Source organism: Micromonospora sp. CNB394, assembly GCF_000374985.1.
GTDB lineage: Bacteria > Actinomycetota > Actinomycetes > Mycobacteriales > Micromonosporaceae > Micromonospora > Micromonospora marina.
Map to the genome: position 1 here is coordinate 11,834 of NZ_KB895872.1, position 17,034 is coordinate 28,867.

The 17,034-nt window shown below is 72.0% G+C and carries 21 protein-coding genes and 1 pseudogene; 8 read left to right on the plus strand and 14 right to left on the minus strand.

What is annotated here, in order from left to right; translation table 11 throughout:
* Positions 1 to 137: 137 nt before the first annotated feature.
* On the plus strand, positions 138 to 566 hold the full coding sequence (locus C569_RS0128145; protein ID WP_018789057.1) for a Fur family transcriptional regulator: 429 nt from the start codon (positions 138 to 140) through the stop codon (positions 564 to 566).
* Between the two features lie 76 nt (positions 567 to 642).
* Complete coding sequence (locus tag C569_RS0128150) at positions 643 to 1,494, plus strand: oxygenase MpaB family protein (protein WP_018789058.1); 852 nt, start codon at positions 643 to 645, stop codon at positions 1,492 to 1,494.
* 13 nt (positions 1,495 to 1,507) lie between these two features.
* Here C569_RS0128150 and C569_RS0128155 read toward each other — a convergent pair whose 3' ends face one another.
* From C569_RS0128155 to C569_RS0128205, 11 genes are all read right to left on the minus strand, one after another.
* On the minus strand, positions 1,508 to 2,431 hold the full coding sequence (locus tag C569_RS0128155; RefSeq protein ID WP_026268757.1) for a PD-(D/E)XK nuclease family protein: 924 nt from the start codon (positions 2,429 to 2,431) through the stop codon (positions 1,508 to 1,510).
* A gap of 33 nt (positions 2,432 to 2,464) precedes the next feature.
* Positions 2,465 to 3,079, minus strand: coding sequence for a MarC family protein (locus tag C569_RS0128160; protein WP_026268758.1), 615 nt, complete (start codon positions 3,077 to 3,079; stop codon positions 2,465 to 2,467).
* A gap of 31 nt (positions 3,080 to 3,110) precedes the next feature.
* Entirely contained in the window at positions 3,111 to 3,977 is an 867-nt protein-coding gene (locus tag C569_RS0128165; protein WP_018789061.1) for a PHP domain-containing protein, read from the minus strand.
* A 10-nt stretch (positions 3,978 to 3,987) separates the two neighbouring features.
* A complete protein-coding gene (locus C569_RS0128170; protein WP_018789062.1) occupies positions 3,988 to 5,199 on the minus strand; it encodes a hypothetical protein in 1,212 nt (403 codons plus the stop codon).
* Positions 5,200 to 5,255: 56 nt separating this feature from the next.
* Positions 5,256 to 6,017 carry a SigE family RNA polymerase sigma factor gene (locus tag C569_RS0128175; protein ID WP_018789063.1) on the minus strand — a complete coding sequence of 254 codons (762 nt, stop codon included), beginning with the start codon at positions 6,015 to 6,017 and terminating at the stop codon, positions 5,256 to 5,258.
* A 93-nt stretch (positions 6,018 to 6,110) separates the two neighbouring features.
* Positions 6,111 to 6,965 carry a PH domain-containing protein gene (locus tag C569_RS0128180; RefSeq protein WP_018789064.1) on the minus strand — a complete coding sequence of 285 codons (855 nt, stop codon included), beginning with the start codon at positions 6,963 to 6,965 and terminating at the stop codon, positions 6,111 to 6,113.
* 6 nt (positions 6,966 to 6,971) lie between these two features.
* A complete protein-coding gene (locus tag C569_RS33905; protein WP_013283898.1) occupies positions 6,972 to 7,130 on the minus strand; it encodes a hypothetical protein in 159 nt (52 codons plus the stop codon).
* 118 nt (positions 7,131 to 7,248) lie between these two features.
* Entirely contained in the window at positions 7,249 to 7,947 is a 699-nt protein-coding gene (locus C569_RS0128190; protein WP_369754143.1) for a DUF6758 family protein, read from the minus strand.
* Positions 7,948 to 8,037: 90 nt separating this feature from the next.
* Entirely contained in the window at positions 8,038 to 8,661 is a 624-nt protein-coding gene (locus C569_RS0128195; protein WP_018789066.1) for an RNA methyltransferase, read from the minus strand.
* Positions 8,662 to 8,696: 35 nt separating this feature from the next.
* On the minus strand, positions 8,697 to 9,188 hold the full coding sequence (locus C569_RS0128200; RefSeq protein ID WP_026268761.1) for a hypothetical protein: 492 nt from the start codon (positions 9,186 to 9,188) through the stop codon (positions 8,697 to 8,699).
* A gap of 94 nt (positions 9,189 to 9,282) precedes the next feature.
* Complete coding sequence (locus C569_RS0128205; RefSeq protein ID WP_018789068.1) at positions 9,283 to 9,798, minus strand: MaoC family dehydratase; 516 nt, start codon at positions 9,796 to 9,798, stop codon at positions 9,283 to 9,285.
* Positions 9,799 to 10,344: 546 nt separating this feature from the next.
* Between C569_RS0128205 and trxA the strand changes: the two genes are divergently transcribed.
* The 3 genes from trxA to C569_RS31330 all read left to right on the plus strand — a co-directional run bounded on the left by trxA (position 10,345) and on the right by C569_RS31330 (position 12,174).
* Positions 10,345 to 10,707, plus strand: coding sequence for a thioredoxin (gene trxA, locus C569_RS0128210; RefSeq protein ID WP_018789069.1), 363 nt, complete (start codon positions 10,345 to 10,347; stop codon positions 10,705 to 10,707).
* Between the two features lie 142 nt (positions 10,708 to 10,849).
* Positions 10,850 to 11,290 (plus strand): hypothetical protein, encoded by a 441-nt coding sequence (locus C569_RS0128215; RefSeq protein WP_018789070.1) that lies wholly within the window; start codon positions 10,850 to 10,852, stop codon positions 11,288 to 11,290.
* Positions 11,287 to 12,174 (plus strand): HTTM domain-containing protein, encoded by an 888-nt coding sequence (locus tag C569_RS31330; RefSeq protein ID WP_018789071.1) that lies wholly within the window; start codon positions 11,287 to 11,289, stop codon positions 12,172 to 12,174. The genes C569_RS0128215 and C569_RS31330 overlap by 4 nt, the downstream gene beginning before the upstream one ends.
* Before the next feature lie 15 nt (positions 12,175 to 12,189).
* Here the strand turns inward: C569_RS31330 and C569_RS0128225 are convergent, their stop codons facing one another.
* Positions 12,190 to 12,609, minus strand: coding sequence for a thiol-disulfide oxidoreductase DCC family protein (locus tag C569_RS0128225; protein ID WP_018789072.1), 420 nt, complete (start codon positions 12,607 to 12,609; stop codon positions 12,190 to 12,192).
* A 91-nt stretch (positions 12,610 to 12,700) separates the two neighbouring features.
* Between C569_RS0128225 and C569_RS0128230 the strand changes: the two genes are divergently transcribed.
* Entirely contained in the window at positions 12,701 to 14,746 is a 2,046-nt protein-coding gene (locus C569_RS0128230; protein WP_018789073.1) for an intein-containing Rv2578c family radical SAM protein, read from the plus strand.
* Between the two features lie 183 nt (positions 14,747 to 14,929).
* Here the strand turns inward: C569_RS0128230 and C569_RS35140 are convergent, their stop codons facing one another.
* The gene (locus C569_RS35140; protein ID WP_081636069.1) at positions 14,930 to 15,079 is read right to left on the minus strand and encodes a transposase; all 150 of its coding nucleotides are present in this window, start codon (positions 15,077 to 15,079) and stop codon (positions 14,930 to 14,932) included.
* Positions 15,080 to 15,353: 274 nt separating this feature from the next.
* Between C569_RS35140 and C569_RS0128235 the strand changes: the two genes are divergently transcribed.
* Together C569_RS0128235 and C569_RS31335 are read left to right on the plus strand one after the other, a co-directional pair.
* Positions 15,354 to 16,451: a helix-turn-helix domain-containing protein gene (locus C569_RS0128235; RefSeq protein ID WP_036347264.1), complete on the plus strand. Its 1,098-nt coding sequence runs from the start codon at positions 15,354 to 15,356 to the stop codon at positions 16,449 to 16,451.
* The gene (locus C569_RS31335; protein WP_018789075.1) at positions 16,448 to 16,744 is read left to right on the plus strand and encodes a hypothetical protein; all 297 of its coding nucleotides are present in this window, start codon (positions 16,448 to 16,450) and stop codon (positions 16,742 to 16,744) included. Before C569_RS0128235 ends, C569_RS31335 begins: the two co-directional genes overlap by 4 nt.
* An 89-nt stretch (positions 16,745 to 16,833) precedes the next feature.
* Here C569_RS31335 and C569_RS33910 read toward each other — a convergent pair.
* A pseudogene (locus tag C569_RS33910) lies at positions 16,834 to 17,034 on the minus strand (hypothetical protein); the annotation flags it as partial.

The following is a 17,034-nucleotide window of genomic DNA, read 5'->3' on the forward strand; positions in this document are numbered from 1 at the left end:
TTGGCGCGCTCAGCGTACGGCGTGCCGCCGTCTTCCTCGATACACGCGGGCGCGGCGGAACCCGTTCACCTGTGGCCCCGGCCACGGGTGAACGACGCTCGCTTGTCGGCCCGACTGCCCCGTGCTGTCATGGATCCATGTCCACAGGCGAGGAGCTGCTCCGGTCGAGGGGTCTACGGGTCACCCGGCCTCGCCTCGCCGTCCTGGACGTGCTCTCCGCCGGCGGCCACCTGGAGGTCGACGAGATCACCCGCCGGGTCCGCCAGCGCATCGACTCGGTCTCCACCCAGGCCGTCTACGACGTGCTCGGGGCCCTGTCCCGGGCCGGCCTGTCCCGCCGGATCGAGCCGGCCGGCAGTCCGGCGCGGTACGAGGCCCGGGTCGGCGACAATCACCACCACGTGGTGTGCCGGGGCTGCGGGCAGATCGCCGACGTGGACTGCGCGGTCGGCAGCGCCCCCTGCCTGGACCCGAACGTGGCGCACGGCTTCGAGCTGGACGAGGCGGAAGTGACCTTCTGGGGTCTCTGCCCGGCCTGCCAGTCCCGCCGCTCCGCCGACGACTGACAGTCGCGCCGAGGACGGCCGCCGCCTGGCCGCCGCACCGAGGACGGCGGACGGCGGCGCGTGGCACTCTTGATCGGTGGACACCGAAGACCTCGGCCTCTTCGGTCCGGGATCGGTCACGTGGAAGGTGCACGAGGAACCGATCCTGATCGTCGCCGGCCTGCGCTCGCTCTATCTCCAGGCGCTGCACCCCCGCACGATGGCCGGCGTCGCCCAGAACAGCAACTACCGCACCGACGCCTGGGGGCGGCTGGTCCGCACGGCGACGTACGTGGGGACGACGATCTACGGCACCACCGCCGAGGCCGAGGCGGCCGGGCGACGACTGCGTACGCGGCACGCCCGGATGCGCGCCACCGACCCGTTCACCGGTGAGGAGTTCCGCGTCGACGATCCGGAGCTGCTGCGGTGGGTGCACGTCACCGAGGTCGAGTCGTTCGTGAGCACCGCCCGGCGGGCCGGGCTGGCGCTGACCGACGACGAGGTGGACGGCTACTACACCGAGCAGCGCCGGTCGGCGGCCCTGGTGGGGCTGGGCCCGGGCGACGTGCCGGGCACCGCCGCGGAGGTGGCCGACTACTACCGGGACGTGCGCCCGCAGTTGCGGATGACCCGGGAGGCGGCCGAGACAGCGGTGTTCCTGACCGCGCCGCCGATCCCGTGGAAGCTCAGCCTGCCGGCGCGGGTCGGCCTGAACCTGGGCCCGCCGCGCTGGGCGTACTTCGGGATCGCCGCCACCGCGCTGGGGATGCTGCCGCCCTGGGCGTTGCGGCTGTACGGCGGGCTGGGCCTGCCCACCACCGCCCTGTCGGCGGACCTGAGCGCGCGGGCGCTGCGGCTGGCGCTGGCCGCGGTGCCCCGGCGCTACCGGGAGGGCCCGTTGCAGCAGGCCGCCAAGGAACGCGCCGCCCGCCTGACCGCGGCCTGACGGCGCAACGCACTCACTCCGGGCCGGCGAGGCGCTCGACTGCGGACCAGGGCTCCTTGCCCGGGGTCTGCGCGCCGGTCGGGCACGTACGCCGGTAGTCGCACCAGCCGCACCGCGGACCCGGCTCGGTGGGGAACGCCGTGTCGGGGTCGGCGCCGTCGGCCACCGCGCGCTCGGCGGCCATGATGTCGCGGGCGGTGTCCTCGGCGCGGGTGAGCTGCCGGTGCAGGGACTCCGGTGTGTGCTCGTGCGCGGCCACGGTGCCGGTGGGCAGGTGGTGCAGCTCGACCCGGCGGCACGGCTTGCGGAACACCCGCTCGGCCGCGTAAGCGTAGAGCGCGAGCGCCTGCGAGCCGCGCGCGTCGTCGGTGTCGAGGCCGGTGCGGCCGGTCTTGTAGTCGACGATGACCAGCTCGGGCCGCCCGTCGGGGCCGGGGCGCGAGTCGATCCGGTCGGTGCGGCCGTTGAACGCGAGCACAGCGGTCTTGACCGCGACCACCCGTTCCACGCCGACCGGCTCGTCGGCCGGATCGAGGCCCGTCACGTAGCTCTCCAGCCAGGTCAGTGCCCGCCGGAAGGCGTCGCGCTCCTGCTCGTCGTCGCGGTAGCCCTCGCGGACCCAGGCGCCCTTGAGCAGCGTGCCGAGCACCTCGGGGCGGCGGCGGCCGGCGTCCAGCGCGTACCAGTTCTTCAGCGCGGTGTGGACGCTCGCGCCGAGCGAGTTGTGCGCCCAGGGCGGGCCCTTGGGCGGCGCGGGCCGGTCCACGTAGGCGTAGCGGTAGCGGCGGGGGCAGTCCGCGTACGCGCCGAGCTTGCTCGGGGTGCATACGAACAGGCGTTCCGGCATGCCCTCGAAGCCGAGCTGCTCGGACTGCTCGGCGCGGGGTCGGGGAGCCCGGGAGCCGCTGGCTGCTGACGGTCGTCGCACCCGGAGAATCCTGCCATCCGGGTACGACACCGGACGACCCGCTCAGGCGTTGTTGAGGTACTGGGTGACGAACGCGGCGATCGCGTCGGCGATGAGCTGCACGGCGATGGCGGCCAGCAGCAGGCCGGCGATCCGGGTCAGCACCTCGATGCCGCCGGGACGCAGCACCTTGACGATCCCGCCGGAGAAGCGCAGCACCACCCAGACAGTGACCATCACCGCGACGATTGCCAGCCCGATGGCGAGGTAGTCGACGGGGCCGCCGGCCTGCTGCACGAACAGCATGGTCGCCACGATGGCGCCCGGCCCGGCCAGCAGCGGGGTGCCGAGCGGCACCAGCGCGATGTTCGAGGTGACCTGGTTGCTGGGGTCGTCCGCCTTGCCGGTCAGCAGCTCCAGCGCGACCAGGATCAGCAACAGGCCGCCCGCCGCCTGGAGGGCGGGCAGGTCGACGTGCAGGTACGCCAGGATCGTCTGCCCCGCCACCGCGAAGAGCACGATGACCACGAGCGCCAGCGCCACGGCCTGCCAGGCGGCCCGGTTCCGGTCGCGCGCGGGCAGCGGCCCGGTCAGCGCGAGGAAGATGGGCATCATGCCGGGCGGGTCGACGATCACCAGCAGGGTCACGAAGACCTCGCCGAAGAGCTTGAGATCCACGCCGACACGGTAGCCGTGCCGCCGCGGCACTTCAGCTCGAAGCGACAGGGGTCACCCCGCGGGCCAGCGCGACGATCCGCTCGTACGCCTCGGGCCCTGTGGTGTGCGCGCCGAGCCGGACGGTCTTGTGCGTGCCGTGGAAGTCGGACGAGCCGGTGACCAGTAGTCCCAGGTCGGCGGCGAGCCCGCGGACGTGCGCCCGCTCGGCCGGGTCGTGGTCCTCGTGGTCGGCCTCCAGCCCGGCCAGGCCGGCCGTCGCCAGGTCCGCGATCAGCTCGTCCGGCACGATCCGGCCGCGCCGACTCGCCTTGGGGTGGGCGAAGACGGGCACGCCGCCGGCCGCCCGCACCAGCGCCACCGCCCGGAACACCTCGATGTCGTCCTTCGGCAGCCGGTACCGCTCGCCGAGCCAGTCCGGACCGAAGGCCTCGGTGGTGGTGGCGACCAGGCCGGCCCGGATCAGCGCCTGCGCGATGTGCGGTCGGCCGACGGTGCCGCCGCCCGCGCCGGTCAGGATCTCCGTCCAGCTCACCGGGACGCCGTCGGCCTGGAGCAGCCGCACGATGCGCTCGCCGCGTTCCTCGCGGGCCCGGCGTACCCGGGCCAGCTCCGCGGCCAGGTGCGGCTCGGCCGGGTCGAACAGGTAGGCGAGCAGGTGCAGCGGGATCGCCGGCTCGGCGCCGGACCAGCGGCAGGAGATCTCCGCCCCACGGACGAGGGTGAGGCCGGGCGGCAGGGCGGCGACGGCGGGCGACCAGCCCGCTGTGGTGTCGTGGTCGGTGAGTGCCACCACGTCGAGCCCGGCGTCGGCGGCCGCCCGGACCAGGTCGGCGGGGGCCAGGGTGCCGTCGCTGGCGGTGGAGTGGGTGTGCAGGTCGATGCGGGCGGGGACGCTCACCCGCCCGACGCTACGCCCCGTCCGGCACCGCGGGGACGTCGGCCACCACCACCGGGTGGTCCTCCGGCGCCAGCCCTTCGACAGTCGCGGCCGTGGGCCGGTCACCGGCCAGCACCTGCTCGGGCTCGACCCGGACCAACCCGCCGCTCGCGTCCACGTGCAGCGCCACGCCGCCCCGGGTCCAGGCCACGCCGCCGGCCAGCACCGGGCCGGCCGGGTGGGTGACCGGGCGGGCCGGGTCGCCCAGGTCCACCAGGAGGGCGGTTCGCGACGTGCCGTTCGCGAGCAGCCACCGCCCGTCGGGGGAGACGGCGCCGAGCCCGTCGGTGGCCAGCTTCAGGCCGCATCCGGTACGCACCGGGGCGAGGTCGCGGGCCGGGTCGAGCAGGGCCAGGCAGAGCTGCTGGTCCCGGCCCGCGGCGACCAGGCCGACCACCCGACCGTCGGGCCGGGTGCCGTAGACGGTGCGGACGGCCGGGTTCACCGGACCCGGCTGCCCGCCCAGCGCGCGGTCCCAGACGCTCATCCCGCCGTCGCCGGGCTGCTGGATCAGCACCGTGTCACCGGCGAAACCGACCGGCACGGCACCCTCCGGCGCGGCGGTCCGGACCGGTGCGATGAGCTGACCGGCGACCACACCGGCGGCGATCACGTCCGTGCCGTCCCGCCAGGCGACCTGGCGGCCGTCCGGGGAGACCGCCACCGCGTCCGCGGCGGCGAGCATGACCTGCGGCGCGGCGCCACCGACCGGCACCCACCAGAGGGTACGGCCGGCGACGGTGGCCGCCGAGGTGAGCAGCCAGCCCTCCTGGTCGTGGATCCGCTGCGCCCGTTCGACGCCGCTCACCCCGGCCAGCTGCCGCCGTTCGCCGCCGCTGGTGTCCAGCCGGTCACCGACGAGCAGGTCGAGTTCGGCGCGGACCGGCCCGGAGCGGGTGACCGAGGACGGGCCGGACGGCGACGGGAAGAGGACGGGCGGGTCGCCGAGCACCACTGTGGGCGTGCCGCCGTCGCCGCCGGACGCGCTGATCTGGGCCACCCCGGTCGTGATGAAGACGGTGGCGACCCCGGCCAGCGCCAGGCCGGTGAGCGTCCGGCGCCGGCCCGTGCGCCGCGCCCGGCGCAGGATAGCCCCGGCCGGGTCGGCGGGCAGCGGACGGGACGTCGCGACGCGGCGGGTCAGCGTCTCCCGCAGCGCCCGCTCCAGCTCGTCGTCGCTCACGGGGAATGGACGCTCCGGGCTGCCCGTCCGGTTGTCAGCGTCGTGCGGGGTACCGCTCATCGGCTTTCCGCCGGGATCGGGGCCGCGGGGCGGACCGGAGTCGCCGGTGGGACCGGCCGGGGCACCCGGGCGGCGGGCCGTCGCGCCGGGGTACGGGCCGGCTCGGCGTCCCGCGCCGGGGGACGGACCGGCTCGGCGCCCCGCGCCGGCTCGGCGTCCCCGGCCGGCGGGACGGACCGGCCGGCCGAGGCGGGACCGGGCGGGGCGGGCGGGGTCGCGGTGGGCGCGTCGGCCGGTGCGGGCAGGCTCAGGGCCGCCTCGGAGCCGAGCCGGCGGCGTAGCGTGTTCAGCGCCCGGGAGGTCTGGCTCTTGACCGTGCCCGGGGAGATGTCCAGCAGCGCGGCGGTCTGCGCCTCGGACATGTCCTCGTAGAAGCGCAGCACCAGCACGGCCCGCTGCCGGGCGGGCAGCGCCTGGAGGTGCCGCCAGAGCGCGTCCCGGTCGAGTTGCTGCTCGATCTCGTCGACACCGGCGCGCTCCGGCAGCACCTCGGTGGGGCGCTCGCCGTGCCAGCGGCGCCGCCACCAGCTGGTGGACGTGTTGACCATGACCCGGCGGGCGTACGGCTCGATGGCGTCGATCCCGCCGAGCCGCTTCCAGGCGAGGTAGGTCTTGGTGAGCGCGGTCTGGAGCAGATCCTCGGCCGTGGCCCAGTCACCGGCGAGCAGGTACGCGGTGCGCAGCAGGGCGCCGGACCGGGCCGCGACGAACTCGCGGAACTCCTCCTCCAGCGGATCTCTGCTCACCACCACACTCATCTCCCCCCGTCCTGCCTGGCAGGATGCCACGGCCTGCCCGGTCGGGTCGATGGCGGAAGGTGCGCAGTCCATCCGATGTTCGGACGGAAAGTTTCAGGCTCCGTCGTCGGCCTTGGCCTCGTCGGCTTCCTTGCCCAGCCGCGCCTCGACCGCCTGCGGCTCGTACATCTCCTCGACCACGCGCAGGTAGAGCTCGTTCGGGTTGGGCAGGTTCTTGATCACCCGAAGTGCCTGTTCCTGACCGGCGGACTCCAGCACGAACGTGCCGTAGTTGAGGGCGCGGCCGGTCGGGCTCTGCTCGTACTTCATGTCGGTGACCCGGGTGAGCGGCATCATCGCGACCTGCCGGGTGATGATCCCGTTGACCACCATCACCCGCTTGTTGGTCAGGATGAACCGGTCGTACCACCAGTCGGCAACCTTCCAGGCGACCCAGCCCATCACGGCGAACCAGAGCAGCACGGCGACGGTGGTCAGCGCGCCGACGTCCCGCCCGGCGAGGAAGCCGGAGAGGTAGCCGAGCACGAACGTGGCCGCCACGCCGACGATGATCGGGGTGGTGAGGTGGATCCAGTGCCGCTTCCACTCGCCCCGGTACCGCTCGGTGGGGAAGAGGTAACGCGCCACGAGCGAGCTGGGCTCGTCCTCCAGCGGCAGCACCCGGCGGGGTGCCATGCCGGAGGCGTCTGACCGCAGCCCGGCCAGCTCGTCCTCGGAGATCGGCTGGTCCGGGAAGCCGTCCGGGTCACGCGCCCAGGCCCGGCCGGACCGCCCCTCACCGGCGTACGCGCTGCCGTAGCCGGCATCGTCCGCGTCCGCGTACGGACCGGGACCGTACGCACCTGGCGGGTCGTCCGGATCGATCCGCGGGATCGGCTCGGTGTCCCGCTCCCGGCGTGCCCGGTCGGGGTCGTCCGGGTCGAAGGGCGGACCGGAAGGGCTTCCCATGGGTGGCTAGGCGACGAGGTTGGTGAAGAAGTCGCCGAAGCCCTGTGCGATGTCCATGATGCCGCCGCCGAGGGACTTGAAGACGTCGGCGGCGGAGTTGGGCCGGTACGCAACAAAGAAGATCAAGAATGCGATGCCGGCCCAGGTGAGGACCTTCTTGACCATAGCGGGCCATCCTCTCGCGCGGCGCCGGGTCCGTTTACCGCAGCGGCACCCAGAGTATCAGCATGGTGTCTTACCGTGAATATCTGCGTCCGGTCTCCGACTCGCCGTGACGAGCCGGTCAGGCTCGTCCGTGCAAGTACGGAGACGGTGCGCCGTACACGAGTTCGGGCGGTGTCCACTCGGTGAGGTCGTGCAGCACGACTTCTTCCGCGAGGAGGTGACCCGCACTCGCCGGCCAGGCTATCGCATGGAGCCACATTCCCCGAGCCTCGCCGGCGTAGGCGCTTCGATCCGTTTCGGAGCGAACGAGCCACAGTGGAGTCGGATGGCCGCCCGCCCGGATCTTCGCGTGCGGCAGCCGCTCGGGATGACCAGGGCCGGGATCGGTGAGCGCCTCCTCCACCTGTGGACCGGGGTCGGGTCCGGGCAGTCCCGCGAAACGGGATCCGAGGCCGACGCCGGGTTCCTCGGCGACCAAGATCAGGTCGGCCGGCCCACCGTCCAGGGGGGCTGGTCCGGCGCAGGCGAGCAGCGTGGCCCGCACGCCCGCGCGGTCGTCGCCCGCCCACGCCACGCCGGTGAGCGTCCACCCCGGCGGGAGCGGCCACGGGCACCACAGCGGCATCCGGAGCCGGTCGGCCGGGTCCGGATCGGCCGCCACCCGCCCGACCACGCTGGCCATGATCTCGGCGCTGATGTGCTCCGGCACATGCAGCGGCGCGACCGGGCCGCAGCGGACGCACCGGTGCTCGGCGTGCATCAGGTCCGGCTCGCGCACCGGGCCCGCACATCTCGGACAACTCACCGCGACAGTCACACCCTCACCGTCGCCCCGGACTCGCCAGGCGTCAAGCGGGGCCGGCGGACGAACGTGGGATTTCCGCCCGGTGGTGGACCCACGCGGCGTTCAGTCCGGCGGCGGCCCGGCGTACGACCGGATCCAGGTGTGCATGGCGATGCCGCTGGCCACGCCCGCGTTGATGGACCGGGTCGAGCCGTACTGGGCGATGGAGAACAGCGCGTCGCAGGCCGATCGGGCCACCGCCGACAGCCCCGGCCCCTCCTGCCCGAACAGGAGCACGCAGCGGCGCGGCAGCACCGCCGTCTCCATCGGCCGGGAGCCGGGCAGGTTGTCGATCCCGACCACCGCCAGCCTTTCGCCGCGCGCCCACGCGACGAACTCCTCGATCGTCGGGTGGTGCCGGACGTGCTGGTAGCGGTCGGTCACCATGGCGCCGCGCCGGTTCCACCGCCGCCGCCCGACGATGTGCACCTCGGCGGCGAGGAAGGCGTTGGCGTTGCGGACCACGGTGCCGATGTTGAAGTCGTGCTGCCAGTTCTCGATCGCCACGTGGAAGTCGTGCCGGCGCCGGTCCAGGTCGGCCACCACCGCCTCGCGCCGCCAGTAACGGTAGCGGTCCACCACGTTGCGCCGGTCCCCGGCGGCGAGCAGCTCCGGGTCGTAGCGCGGGTCGTCCGGCGGGTCACCGGGCCACGGCCCCACACCCACGTCGAGCTGGTCGTCGGTCACGGTCTGCAGAGGGTACGGCCCGGCGGCACCCCCGGTCAGCGCAGGTCGAGCGCGCCGCCCAGCCGGTCGAGGAAACGCCTGTCGGCGGGGCTCGGCACGGTCTGCCCGGACCGGCACACCCGGGCGGCGACCGACTCCACCCACTGCCGGTACGCCGCCGAGTCGGCCGGATCGGCCCGGCGGCGCAGCACCCGTACCGCGGCCCGGACGGCGGCCAGCAAATCGACCAGGTCGGTCAGGTGCTCGTCCCGCTCGGTGACGCCGTCGTGGCGGGCGTAGATCGCGGCCACCACGGCGCGGACGAGATCGCTGTCGAAGGCCCGGCCGGCGGCCACCGCGTCCAGGCCGGCCAGACCGGCCGCGACCCCCCGCGGCGGGCGCCCGGGGCCGGGCGAGGCGGCGGCGACGAGGACGCGGCCCGGCAGGTCGGTCAGCAGGTCCCACTCCGCCACCGAGTAGGCGGCGGTGGCGACCGGTGCGGTGCGGCGACCGGGGGAAGGCGGCTCTCCGGCTACGGAGCGGCTCATGGGCACCTCCAGCCCGAGCATATGCCCCCGGACGAGGTCCGGACCCCGTCCCCGCCGAACGGAGAACGAGGCCCGGTGACCGGACGGACGCAGGTCAGCGCGGCTCGGGGAAGCTGGGACGCTCCGGGTCGACGCCGTCCGGGACGGCGGCGGCCGCGTACTCCCTCTTCGGCACCATGACCTTGCGGCGGAACACGCAGACGAGCGTGCCGTCCTGGTTGTAGCCGCGGGTCTCGACAGCCACCACGCCGCGGTCGGGCTTCGACGCCGACTCGCGCTTGTCCAGCACCGTCGTCTCGCCGTAGATGGTGTCGCCGTGGAAGGTCGGCGCGACGTGCCGCAGCGACTCGATCTCCAGGTTGGCGATCGCCTTGCCGCTGACGTCCGGTACGGACATGCCCAGCAGCAGCGAGTAGATGTAGTTGCCGACCACCACGTTGCGCTTGAACTGCGAGGCGGACTCGGCGTAGTGCGCGTCCATGTGCAGCGGGTGGTGGTTCATGGTGAGCAGGCAGAAGAGGTGGTCGTCGTACTCGGTGACCGTCTTGCCCGGCCAGTGCCGGTAGACGGCGCCGACCTCGAACTCCTCGTAGTAACGGCCGAACTGCATCCTGGTCCCCTTCACGGGCGGCGATGGAGTTCGGCACAGCATGCCTTATCGCTTGTTAAGGCGAGGGGCGGGGCGCTCAGCCGGCGGAAATGTCACACCGGGGGCACCGAGGTCCGGACGCAATGAGCGGCGGGGCCCTCCCCGGCACCCGCCGCCCACGCTCTGATGTGAAGAATTCTGCCGTACGACCACCTGGCACCGACAGAGACGGAGGTCACATTTACCTTTTCGTAACATTACTCAAAGTAACCGAAATGCGGTCGGTAAGCGATCTCCGCAGGCCGGATAGGCGCTTGTCAAGCCCGAAGTTACCGAGACGTAGCGGAAACTGGGCGCGATCTCCATGGAAACGCTCCCATCACGTCCCGTCACGCAAATGCGGCGTGCATTTGCGTTCCGCACGACCGACGCCAACAGATGGTGTTCGATGTGCCCAGGGTCACCGTCCCGGCGCCCAGCGTTTCGTCACCCGCGCGACGGGAATTCGGACGGACCGACCCTGGTTCCACCGGACGTACGACAATCCGCGGTGATCGGAGAGAGCAAATGGCAACGGTTGAGCTGACCACGGCCAACTTTGACGAGGTGACCGGCCAGGACGGGATCGTCCTGCTCGACTTCTGGGCGGACTGGTGCGGCCCGTGCAAGCGCTTCGCCCCGGTCTACGAGCGTTCCTCGGAGAAGCACCCGGACATCGCCTTCGGCAAGGTCGACACCGAGGCGCAGCAGGAGCTGGCGGCGAAGTTCAACATCAGCTCCATCCCGACGATCATGGCGATCCGTGACGGCGTGATCGTCTTCGCCCAGCCGGGCGCGCTGCCCGAGTCGGCGCTGGAGAACCTCATCGAGCAGGTCCAGGCGCTGGACATGGACGACGTCCGCAAGAAACTGGCCGAGCACAACCACTGACGCTCCGCACGCCGCCGGCCGGTGCCCGCCTCGGGCGCCGGCCGGCGGCGTCCTCGCGCCGCCGAACCGGCGGGACGGACAGTGAGGAATGACCGACTGAGGGACAATTTCGGCCGCTTCGCTCCCGTATCGTCACCACGCGATGGAGACCTTGACCGCCCGCGGGCGCGCGGTCCGACTGGGCGCCACAGTGATCGGCCTGGCGCTGTTGCTCTACGGCACCGTGCGCGGCACCGACGACGACTTCCCGTTCGGGCCGTTCCGGATGTACTCCACCTCCGAACCGCCGAACGCGCCCGCACCGGACACCCGCGTCGAAGGCGTCGACCGCACCGGGGCGGTGGTGCCGCTCGGCCAGGAGGCCACCGGCATCCGCCGGGCCGAGATCGAGGGGCAGCAGGACCGGTACGCCGCCGACCCGAGCCTGCTGCGGGCCGTCGTCGATGCGTTCGCCGAACGCCACCCGGGCGCACCGGAACTGGTGGAGGTCCGGATCGTGGTGCGCTGGTTCGACATCCAGGGCGGCCGTCCGACCGGCGAGTGGACCGACGAGACCGCCGTACGCTGGGAGACCGGCGGATGACCGCCTGGCTGACCGAGGCGGTCCCGCGCGGCCGGGTCGCCGCCTTCCGCACCCTGGTCTACCTCTTCGTCGCCGCCGATCTGGTCGTCTTCACCCCCTGGGTGCGCACCCGGGTCGACGTTCCCGGCGACCTCTACCAGCCGCTGTTCGTCGGCCGGCTGCTCCCGCTGCCCACCCCCACCCCGGCCCTGGTCGGCGTGGTGTTCTGGGCGCTGCTGGTCACCGCGCTGCTCGCCGCCACCGGCCGGGCGCACCGGCTGCTCGGCTGGACGGTCTTCGCGCTTTACCTCGAGTGGATGATCGTGGCGATGAGCTACGGCAAGGTCGACCACGACCGCTTCGCGCTCCTGGTCGCGCTCGCGGTGCTGCCCACCGCCGGCCGTGCCCGGCACGGCGACCCGATCCGTACCGAGGCGGGCGGCTGGGCGTTGCGGGTCACCCAGATCTCGGTCGTCTGCACGTACTTCCTCGCCGCCTGGGCCAAGTTCCGCTTCGGCGGGTGGGACTGGGCGACCGGCTCGGTGCTGGCCCGGGCGATCATCAGGCGCGGCACCGACCTCGCCGACCTGATCGCGCAGGTGCCGCACCTGCTGATCGTGGCGCAGTTCGGCATCCTCGCGTTCGAACTGCTCAGCCCACTGGTGTTCGTGCTGCGGGCCCGGTGGCGGACGATGACCGTCGGCTTCTTCTACTCGTTCCACCTGGTGACCATCGCGACGATCACCATCTCGTTCGCCCCGCACCTGGTGGCGATGACCAGTTTCCTGGCGCTGGAGAAGGTCCGCCCGGTGGTGTTCGTCAGGCGCCTGCTCGGCCGCCCGCCGCCGACGTCTCCCGCCGACGGGGAACCTGCGCTCGACCGGTCCGCGACGGCGACCGCCTGAGCGCGGGTACGCGACTCACGCGGTCGGCTCCGGCCGCCCGGCCGGGCCGTAGAGCCGCTCCCGGGCCTCCTGCGGCAGCGCGCAGGCGGCCGTCCCACCCGGCATCCGATGCCGGTTGCGGGCCACCCAGCGGTACGCGGGCCACGCCGCCGCGCGGACCGGCGGGAGGCGCAGCCCGGCCCCGGCGAACCGCCAGAGCGGCCCGCTGTCGCCGAGCAGCCGGGCGATGGCGTCGGGCCCGGCGGCCCGGGAGCCGTCGGCGCCCACCCACTGGACCGCCTCCTCGCACTCTGCCTCCGTCAGACCCAGCGCCGCCAGGTCGGCGAACTGCCACGGCACCACCCGGGCGCCGGTCGGGACACGACGCTCGATGAACTGCGCGCAACCGGTACAGAAGGCGCAGTCGCCGTCGTAGACGAAGGTCGACGTCTCCATGCCCCCATCCTGCACCGCCCCGGCTCGCGGCGGCGCGCGGTGTCCGGAGCATCACTTGCACTTCGTTCGTACGCATGTTCGAATGACTTCCATGCGCTGGGACAACCTCTCCGCTCCCCCGGACGAGGGGACTCCCGATCGGGCGACGCCGGCGGCTCCACCCCTGCCGCTGGCGCTGCCCGGCGCCGTCACCCGCACGTTCGACACCCCGGACTTCGCCGGCATGACCTTCTACGAGGTCCACGCCAAGTCGGTCATCAACCGGGTGCCCGGCCAGTCGCGGGTGCCGTTTGAGTGGACGATCAACCCCTACCGGGGCTGTTCGCACGCCTGCGTCTACTGCCTGGGCGGCGACACACCGATCCTGATGGCCGACGGCCGCACCAGAGCGATCAGCGAGCTGGAGCCCGGCGACCGGATCTACGGCACCCGGCGGCGCGGCGCCTACCGCCACTACGTCGTCACCACTGTGCTCGACAAGTGGTCGACCGTGAAGCGGGCCTACCGGGTCACCCTCGCCGACGGCACCACGCTCGTCGCCAGCGGCGACCACCGGTTCCTGACCGAACGCGGCTGGAAGCACGTCACCGGGACGATGCGCGGCGACGGGCGCCGTCCGCACCTGACCACCCGCAACCGCCTGCTGGGCACCGGCCGGTTCGCGGTGGCGCCGAAACGCTCGGCCGACTACCGCCGCGGTTACCTGCACGCCCTGGTCCGCGACGACGGTACCTCCGGCGACCGGCGCGACACCCGGTTCCGGCTGGCCACCGCCGAGGCGGAGGCGCTGGACCGGGCCGAGCGCCATCTGGCCGACGCGGGCGTCACCGTCGAGCGGGCCACCGTCGCCCGGGTGGGCCGCCGGTCGACGACCACTGTGGTCCGCACAGCCGGCCCGGCCGACGTCGTCACCGGGCTCTTCGAGCCATGCGACGAGACGACAGACGACTGGGCACTGGGCTACCTGGCCGGCATGTTCGACGCCGCCGGCACCTGCCACCAGGGCGTGTTCCGGATCAGCGTCGCCGACGACGAGAGCCGGGCCCGCACGGCCGGCGCGCTGGAGCGTTTCGGCTTCCGGTGGGCGCTCGACGTGCCGGGCACACCCGGTGCGGCGTGTCAGCTCCGGCTGACCGGCGGGCTGCCGGAGCGGCTGCGCTTCTTCCACCTCACCGACCCGGCCGTCACCGCCCGGCGCTCGATCGAGGGCATGGCGCTCAAGTGCGCGACGCGGCTCCAGGTGACCGCCGTGGAGGATCTCGGCCTGGAGCTTCCGCTGTGGGACATCACCACCGGCACCGGCGACTTCATCGCCAACGGCGTGGTGAGCCACAACTGCTTCGCCCGCAACACCCACACCTATCTCGACCTGGATCCGGGCACGGACTTCGACCGCAAGGTGATCGTCAAGGTCAACGCGGGCGAGCTGGTCCGCCGCGAGCTGGCCGCCCCGCGTTGGCGCGGCGCACACGTCGCCATGGGCACCAACGTGGACTGTTACCAGCGGGCCGAGGGCCGCTACCGGCTGATGCCGCCGATCATCGAGGCGCTGCGCGACTTCGCGAACCCGTTCTCCATCCTGACCAAGGGCACGCTGCTGCTGCGTGACCTGCCCCTGTTGCGTCAGGCGGCCGAGGTGACACGGGTCGGGCTGTCGTACTCGGTGGGGTTCGTGGACGAGGCGCTCTGGCGGGCGGCCGAACCCGGTACGCCGAGCCCGCGCCGCCGCCTCGACGCGGTACGCACCCTCACCGACGCCGGCTTCTCCGTCGGCGTGCTGATGGCGCCGATCCTGCCCGGCCTCAGCGACGACGAGGAGTCGATCGACGCCACTGTCGCTGCCATCGCCGCCTCCGGCGCGGCGAGCGTGACGCCGTTGCCGCTGCACCTGCGGCCCGGCGCCCGGGAGTGGTACGCCCGCTGGCTGGCCCGGGAGTTTCCCCACCTGGTGCCCCGCTACCGGCAGCTCTACCAGGCCGGCTCGTACGCGCCCCAGGCTTACCAGCGGGAGGTCACCGCGCGGGTGCGGATGGCGGCCCGCCGGCACGGGCTGCACCGGGGCGGGACCAGCGACAATCGCCGACTGCCGGAGACCCCGCCGCCCACCCCGGCCGCCGAACAGCTCTCCCTGCTGTAGCGGTAATGCCCCTGAGGTTGACCACCTCGATATGTGTCCGGGAGTCTCGGTGGATCTTCTCGTAGGTGTCGGGGCTGACCTTTCCCAGACGGCCGTACCAGGCGGCAGCGTTCTAGCGATACATGCTTCACGATCTCATTGGCCTGCTTCGGCTCAGCGTCCTTGCGCCGCGACCGACGCAACTCATCCACCCTCGTGGGTGGTCGGCCGATCGTCACGCTGACCGCGGTCGGCCTCTTCTTGGCGGATCCAATTGCGCAACACCTCGTGATGTACACCAAGCTGCCGCGCCAGCTGGCGGAACGCGGGCTTCGGTTGCGACTCCCGGTACAACGCACCGCACGTCCAGGCAGCTCATCGAGCACTTCTTCGGTGCTGCCACGGATGACTCCCTTCAGCGACATCGACGCATGATCGACAGCCTCAGAGCGACCGGGGGAACCTCACTTCCGCGCTGCGGCAAGCTGCGCTCGACCGCGACGGCCCGGGGTTGTCATTCGGCGTCAGCAGGCAAGGTGTCTCCGTCATCGATCCCCAGCCTTGATGCGCGAACCCTGAACTTCCGTGTGATGACCCATCCCAGCACCGAGTGTGCGATTATCGCACCATGGCTGATGGTTGGGACTGGCCCCTCGTCGGTGAGCAGGTACGGCAAGCCCGGTTGTCGCTGGGGATCTCGCAGCAGGATCTCGCGGCGACGGTGGGGCTGGACCGCACAATGCTGGCCAAGGTCGAGGCTGGCAGCCGCCGTTTGGACGGCATGGAGCTAGCTCGGCTTTCCAGGGCACTAAGAGTGTCCATGGAGTACTTGATTCAGCCGCCGCCGACGGTGCTGTCCAGACGAGCGGCCCCGTTGACCGAGGAAACGGACACTCAGGCAGCACGATCGTCGGAACGCCTCGAGATCGCCATGATTGAGTGGCTGCGCAACGTCCAGCAGTTGCTGGATCTTGGCGTATTGCGTACCCGTCCACTGCTTCGCTACTCGCACTCAGTGGAATCCGAGGATGATGCGCGTCAGACAGCCCGGTGGCTGCGACAGCGGTTCGGGCTCGGCGATGCACCGATCGGCAGCGTCATGGACGTCTGCGAGCGCGCAGGTCAGTGGGTACTGGTCACCGACCTTCCAGGCGACGGAGCATCGCTCGTCGAGGGCGACATCGCGGTTGCTGTCGTAAGCACTGCGGGCGATCCCGGCCGCCGTCGGGCTACCGCTGCACACGAGTTGGGGCATCTCATCATTGGTGATGAGTATTCCGCCGACCTCGGCGTGAGTGCCTCGCGTGCAGAACGGGAAGCGGTGATTGATGCCTTTGCCGCAGAACTGCTGCTGCCCGTGCAAGCGATTGCCGCAGCCGGAGCCCGCGGGACGGTGAGCCGGGACCAGATCGTGAGCTATGCGGCTCGATACCGTACCTCTTGGTTGCTGGCGTTGCGGCAGGCTGAGCAGGCAGGGACCATCGACGCAGAGACGCGTAGATCCTGGAGTCAGGTTCGGCCCACGCACGTGGAGTTTATGGAGGCATTGGGCTGGGCGCCGCAGCCCGACCTCGAGTCGGTGCGGGTACCGCCCACCTACGCACAGGCCGTGTTGGAAGCGTGGCGGAACAGGCGCATCACCCGGGCGAGGGCTCTGGAGTTGATGCATGGCCACATCGTCGACGCGGATCTGCCGCAGGAGGACGACCTGGAGGTCGCGCCGTGAGCCTGTCGGCGCAAGCCAACCCCGTCCTTGTACTCGACACGATGGTTCTCAGCCACTTCACTCTCGCTGACCGGCTGGACGTCTTGCAGGACCTGCTGCTCGATGCCGAGTGTTGGACGACTCAGGTGGTTCGGGAGGAGTTGCGGGCGGGATCTGAGGATCATCGTGAACTGACCGCCGCTTGCGAGGCGGATTGGCTGACCACTGCCCAGCTAGACACCCTCGATGAGGTGCGGTGCTTCACCAAATGGGCCGCGCGGCTCGGCTCGGGTGAGCGCGACCTCCCTGTCTGACCCGAAAATCCAACGGTGAGTAGGCAGGCCGAAGGCACCCGGCGTAGCGCAGCGGAGCCGGGTGTGGATGGTGGTCTGGGGTTATGGGTTCAGGCCGCCTCTGGTTCGACGATGATGGCTTTGCCGCCGTGAATGACGATCTTCTGGCCGGTGACGGCTTGGAGAGCTGCGGCGAGGTTACGGGCTCGGCGTTCGGCGTTGATCCGGGTTTCGTAGTAGTCGGAGCCGAGGTCCTGGAAGCGACTCTCGGGGTCGGACAATAGGTGCCAGACGACGGTCAGGATGCTGTT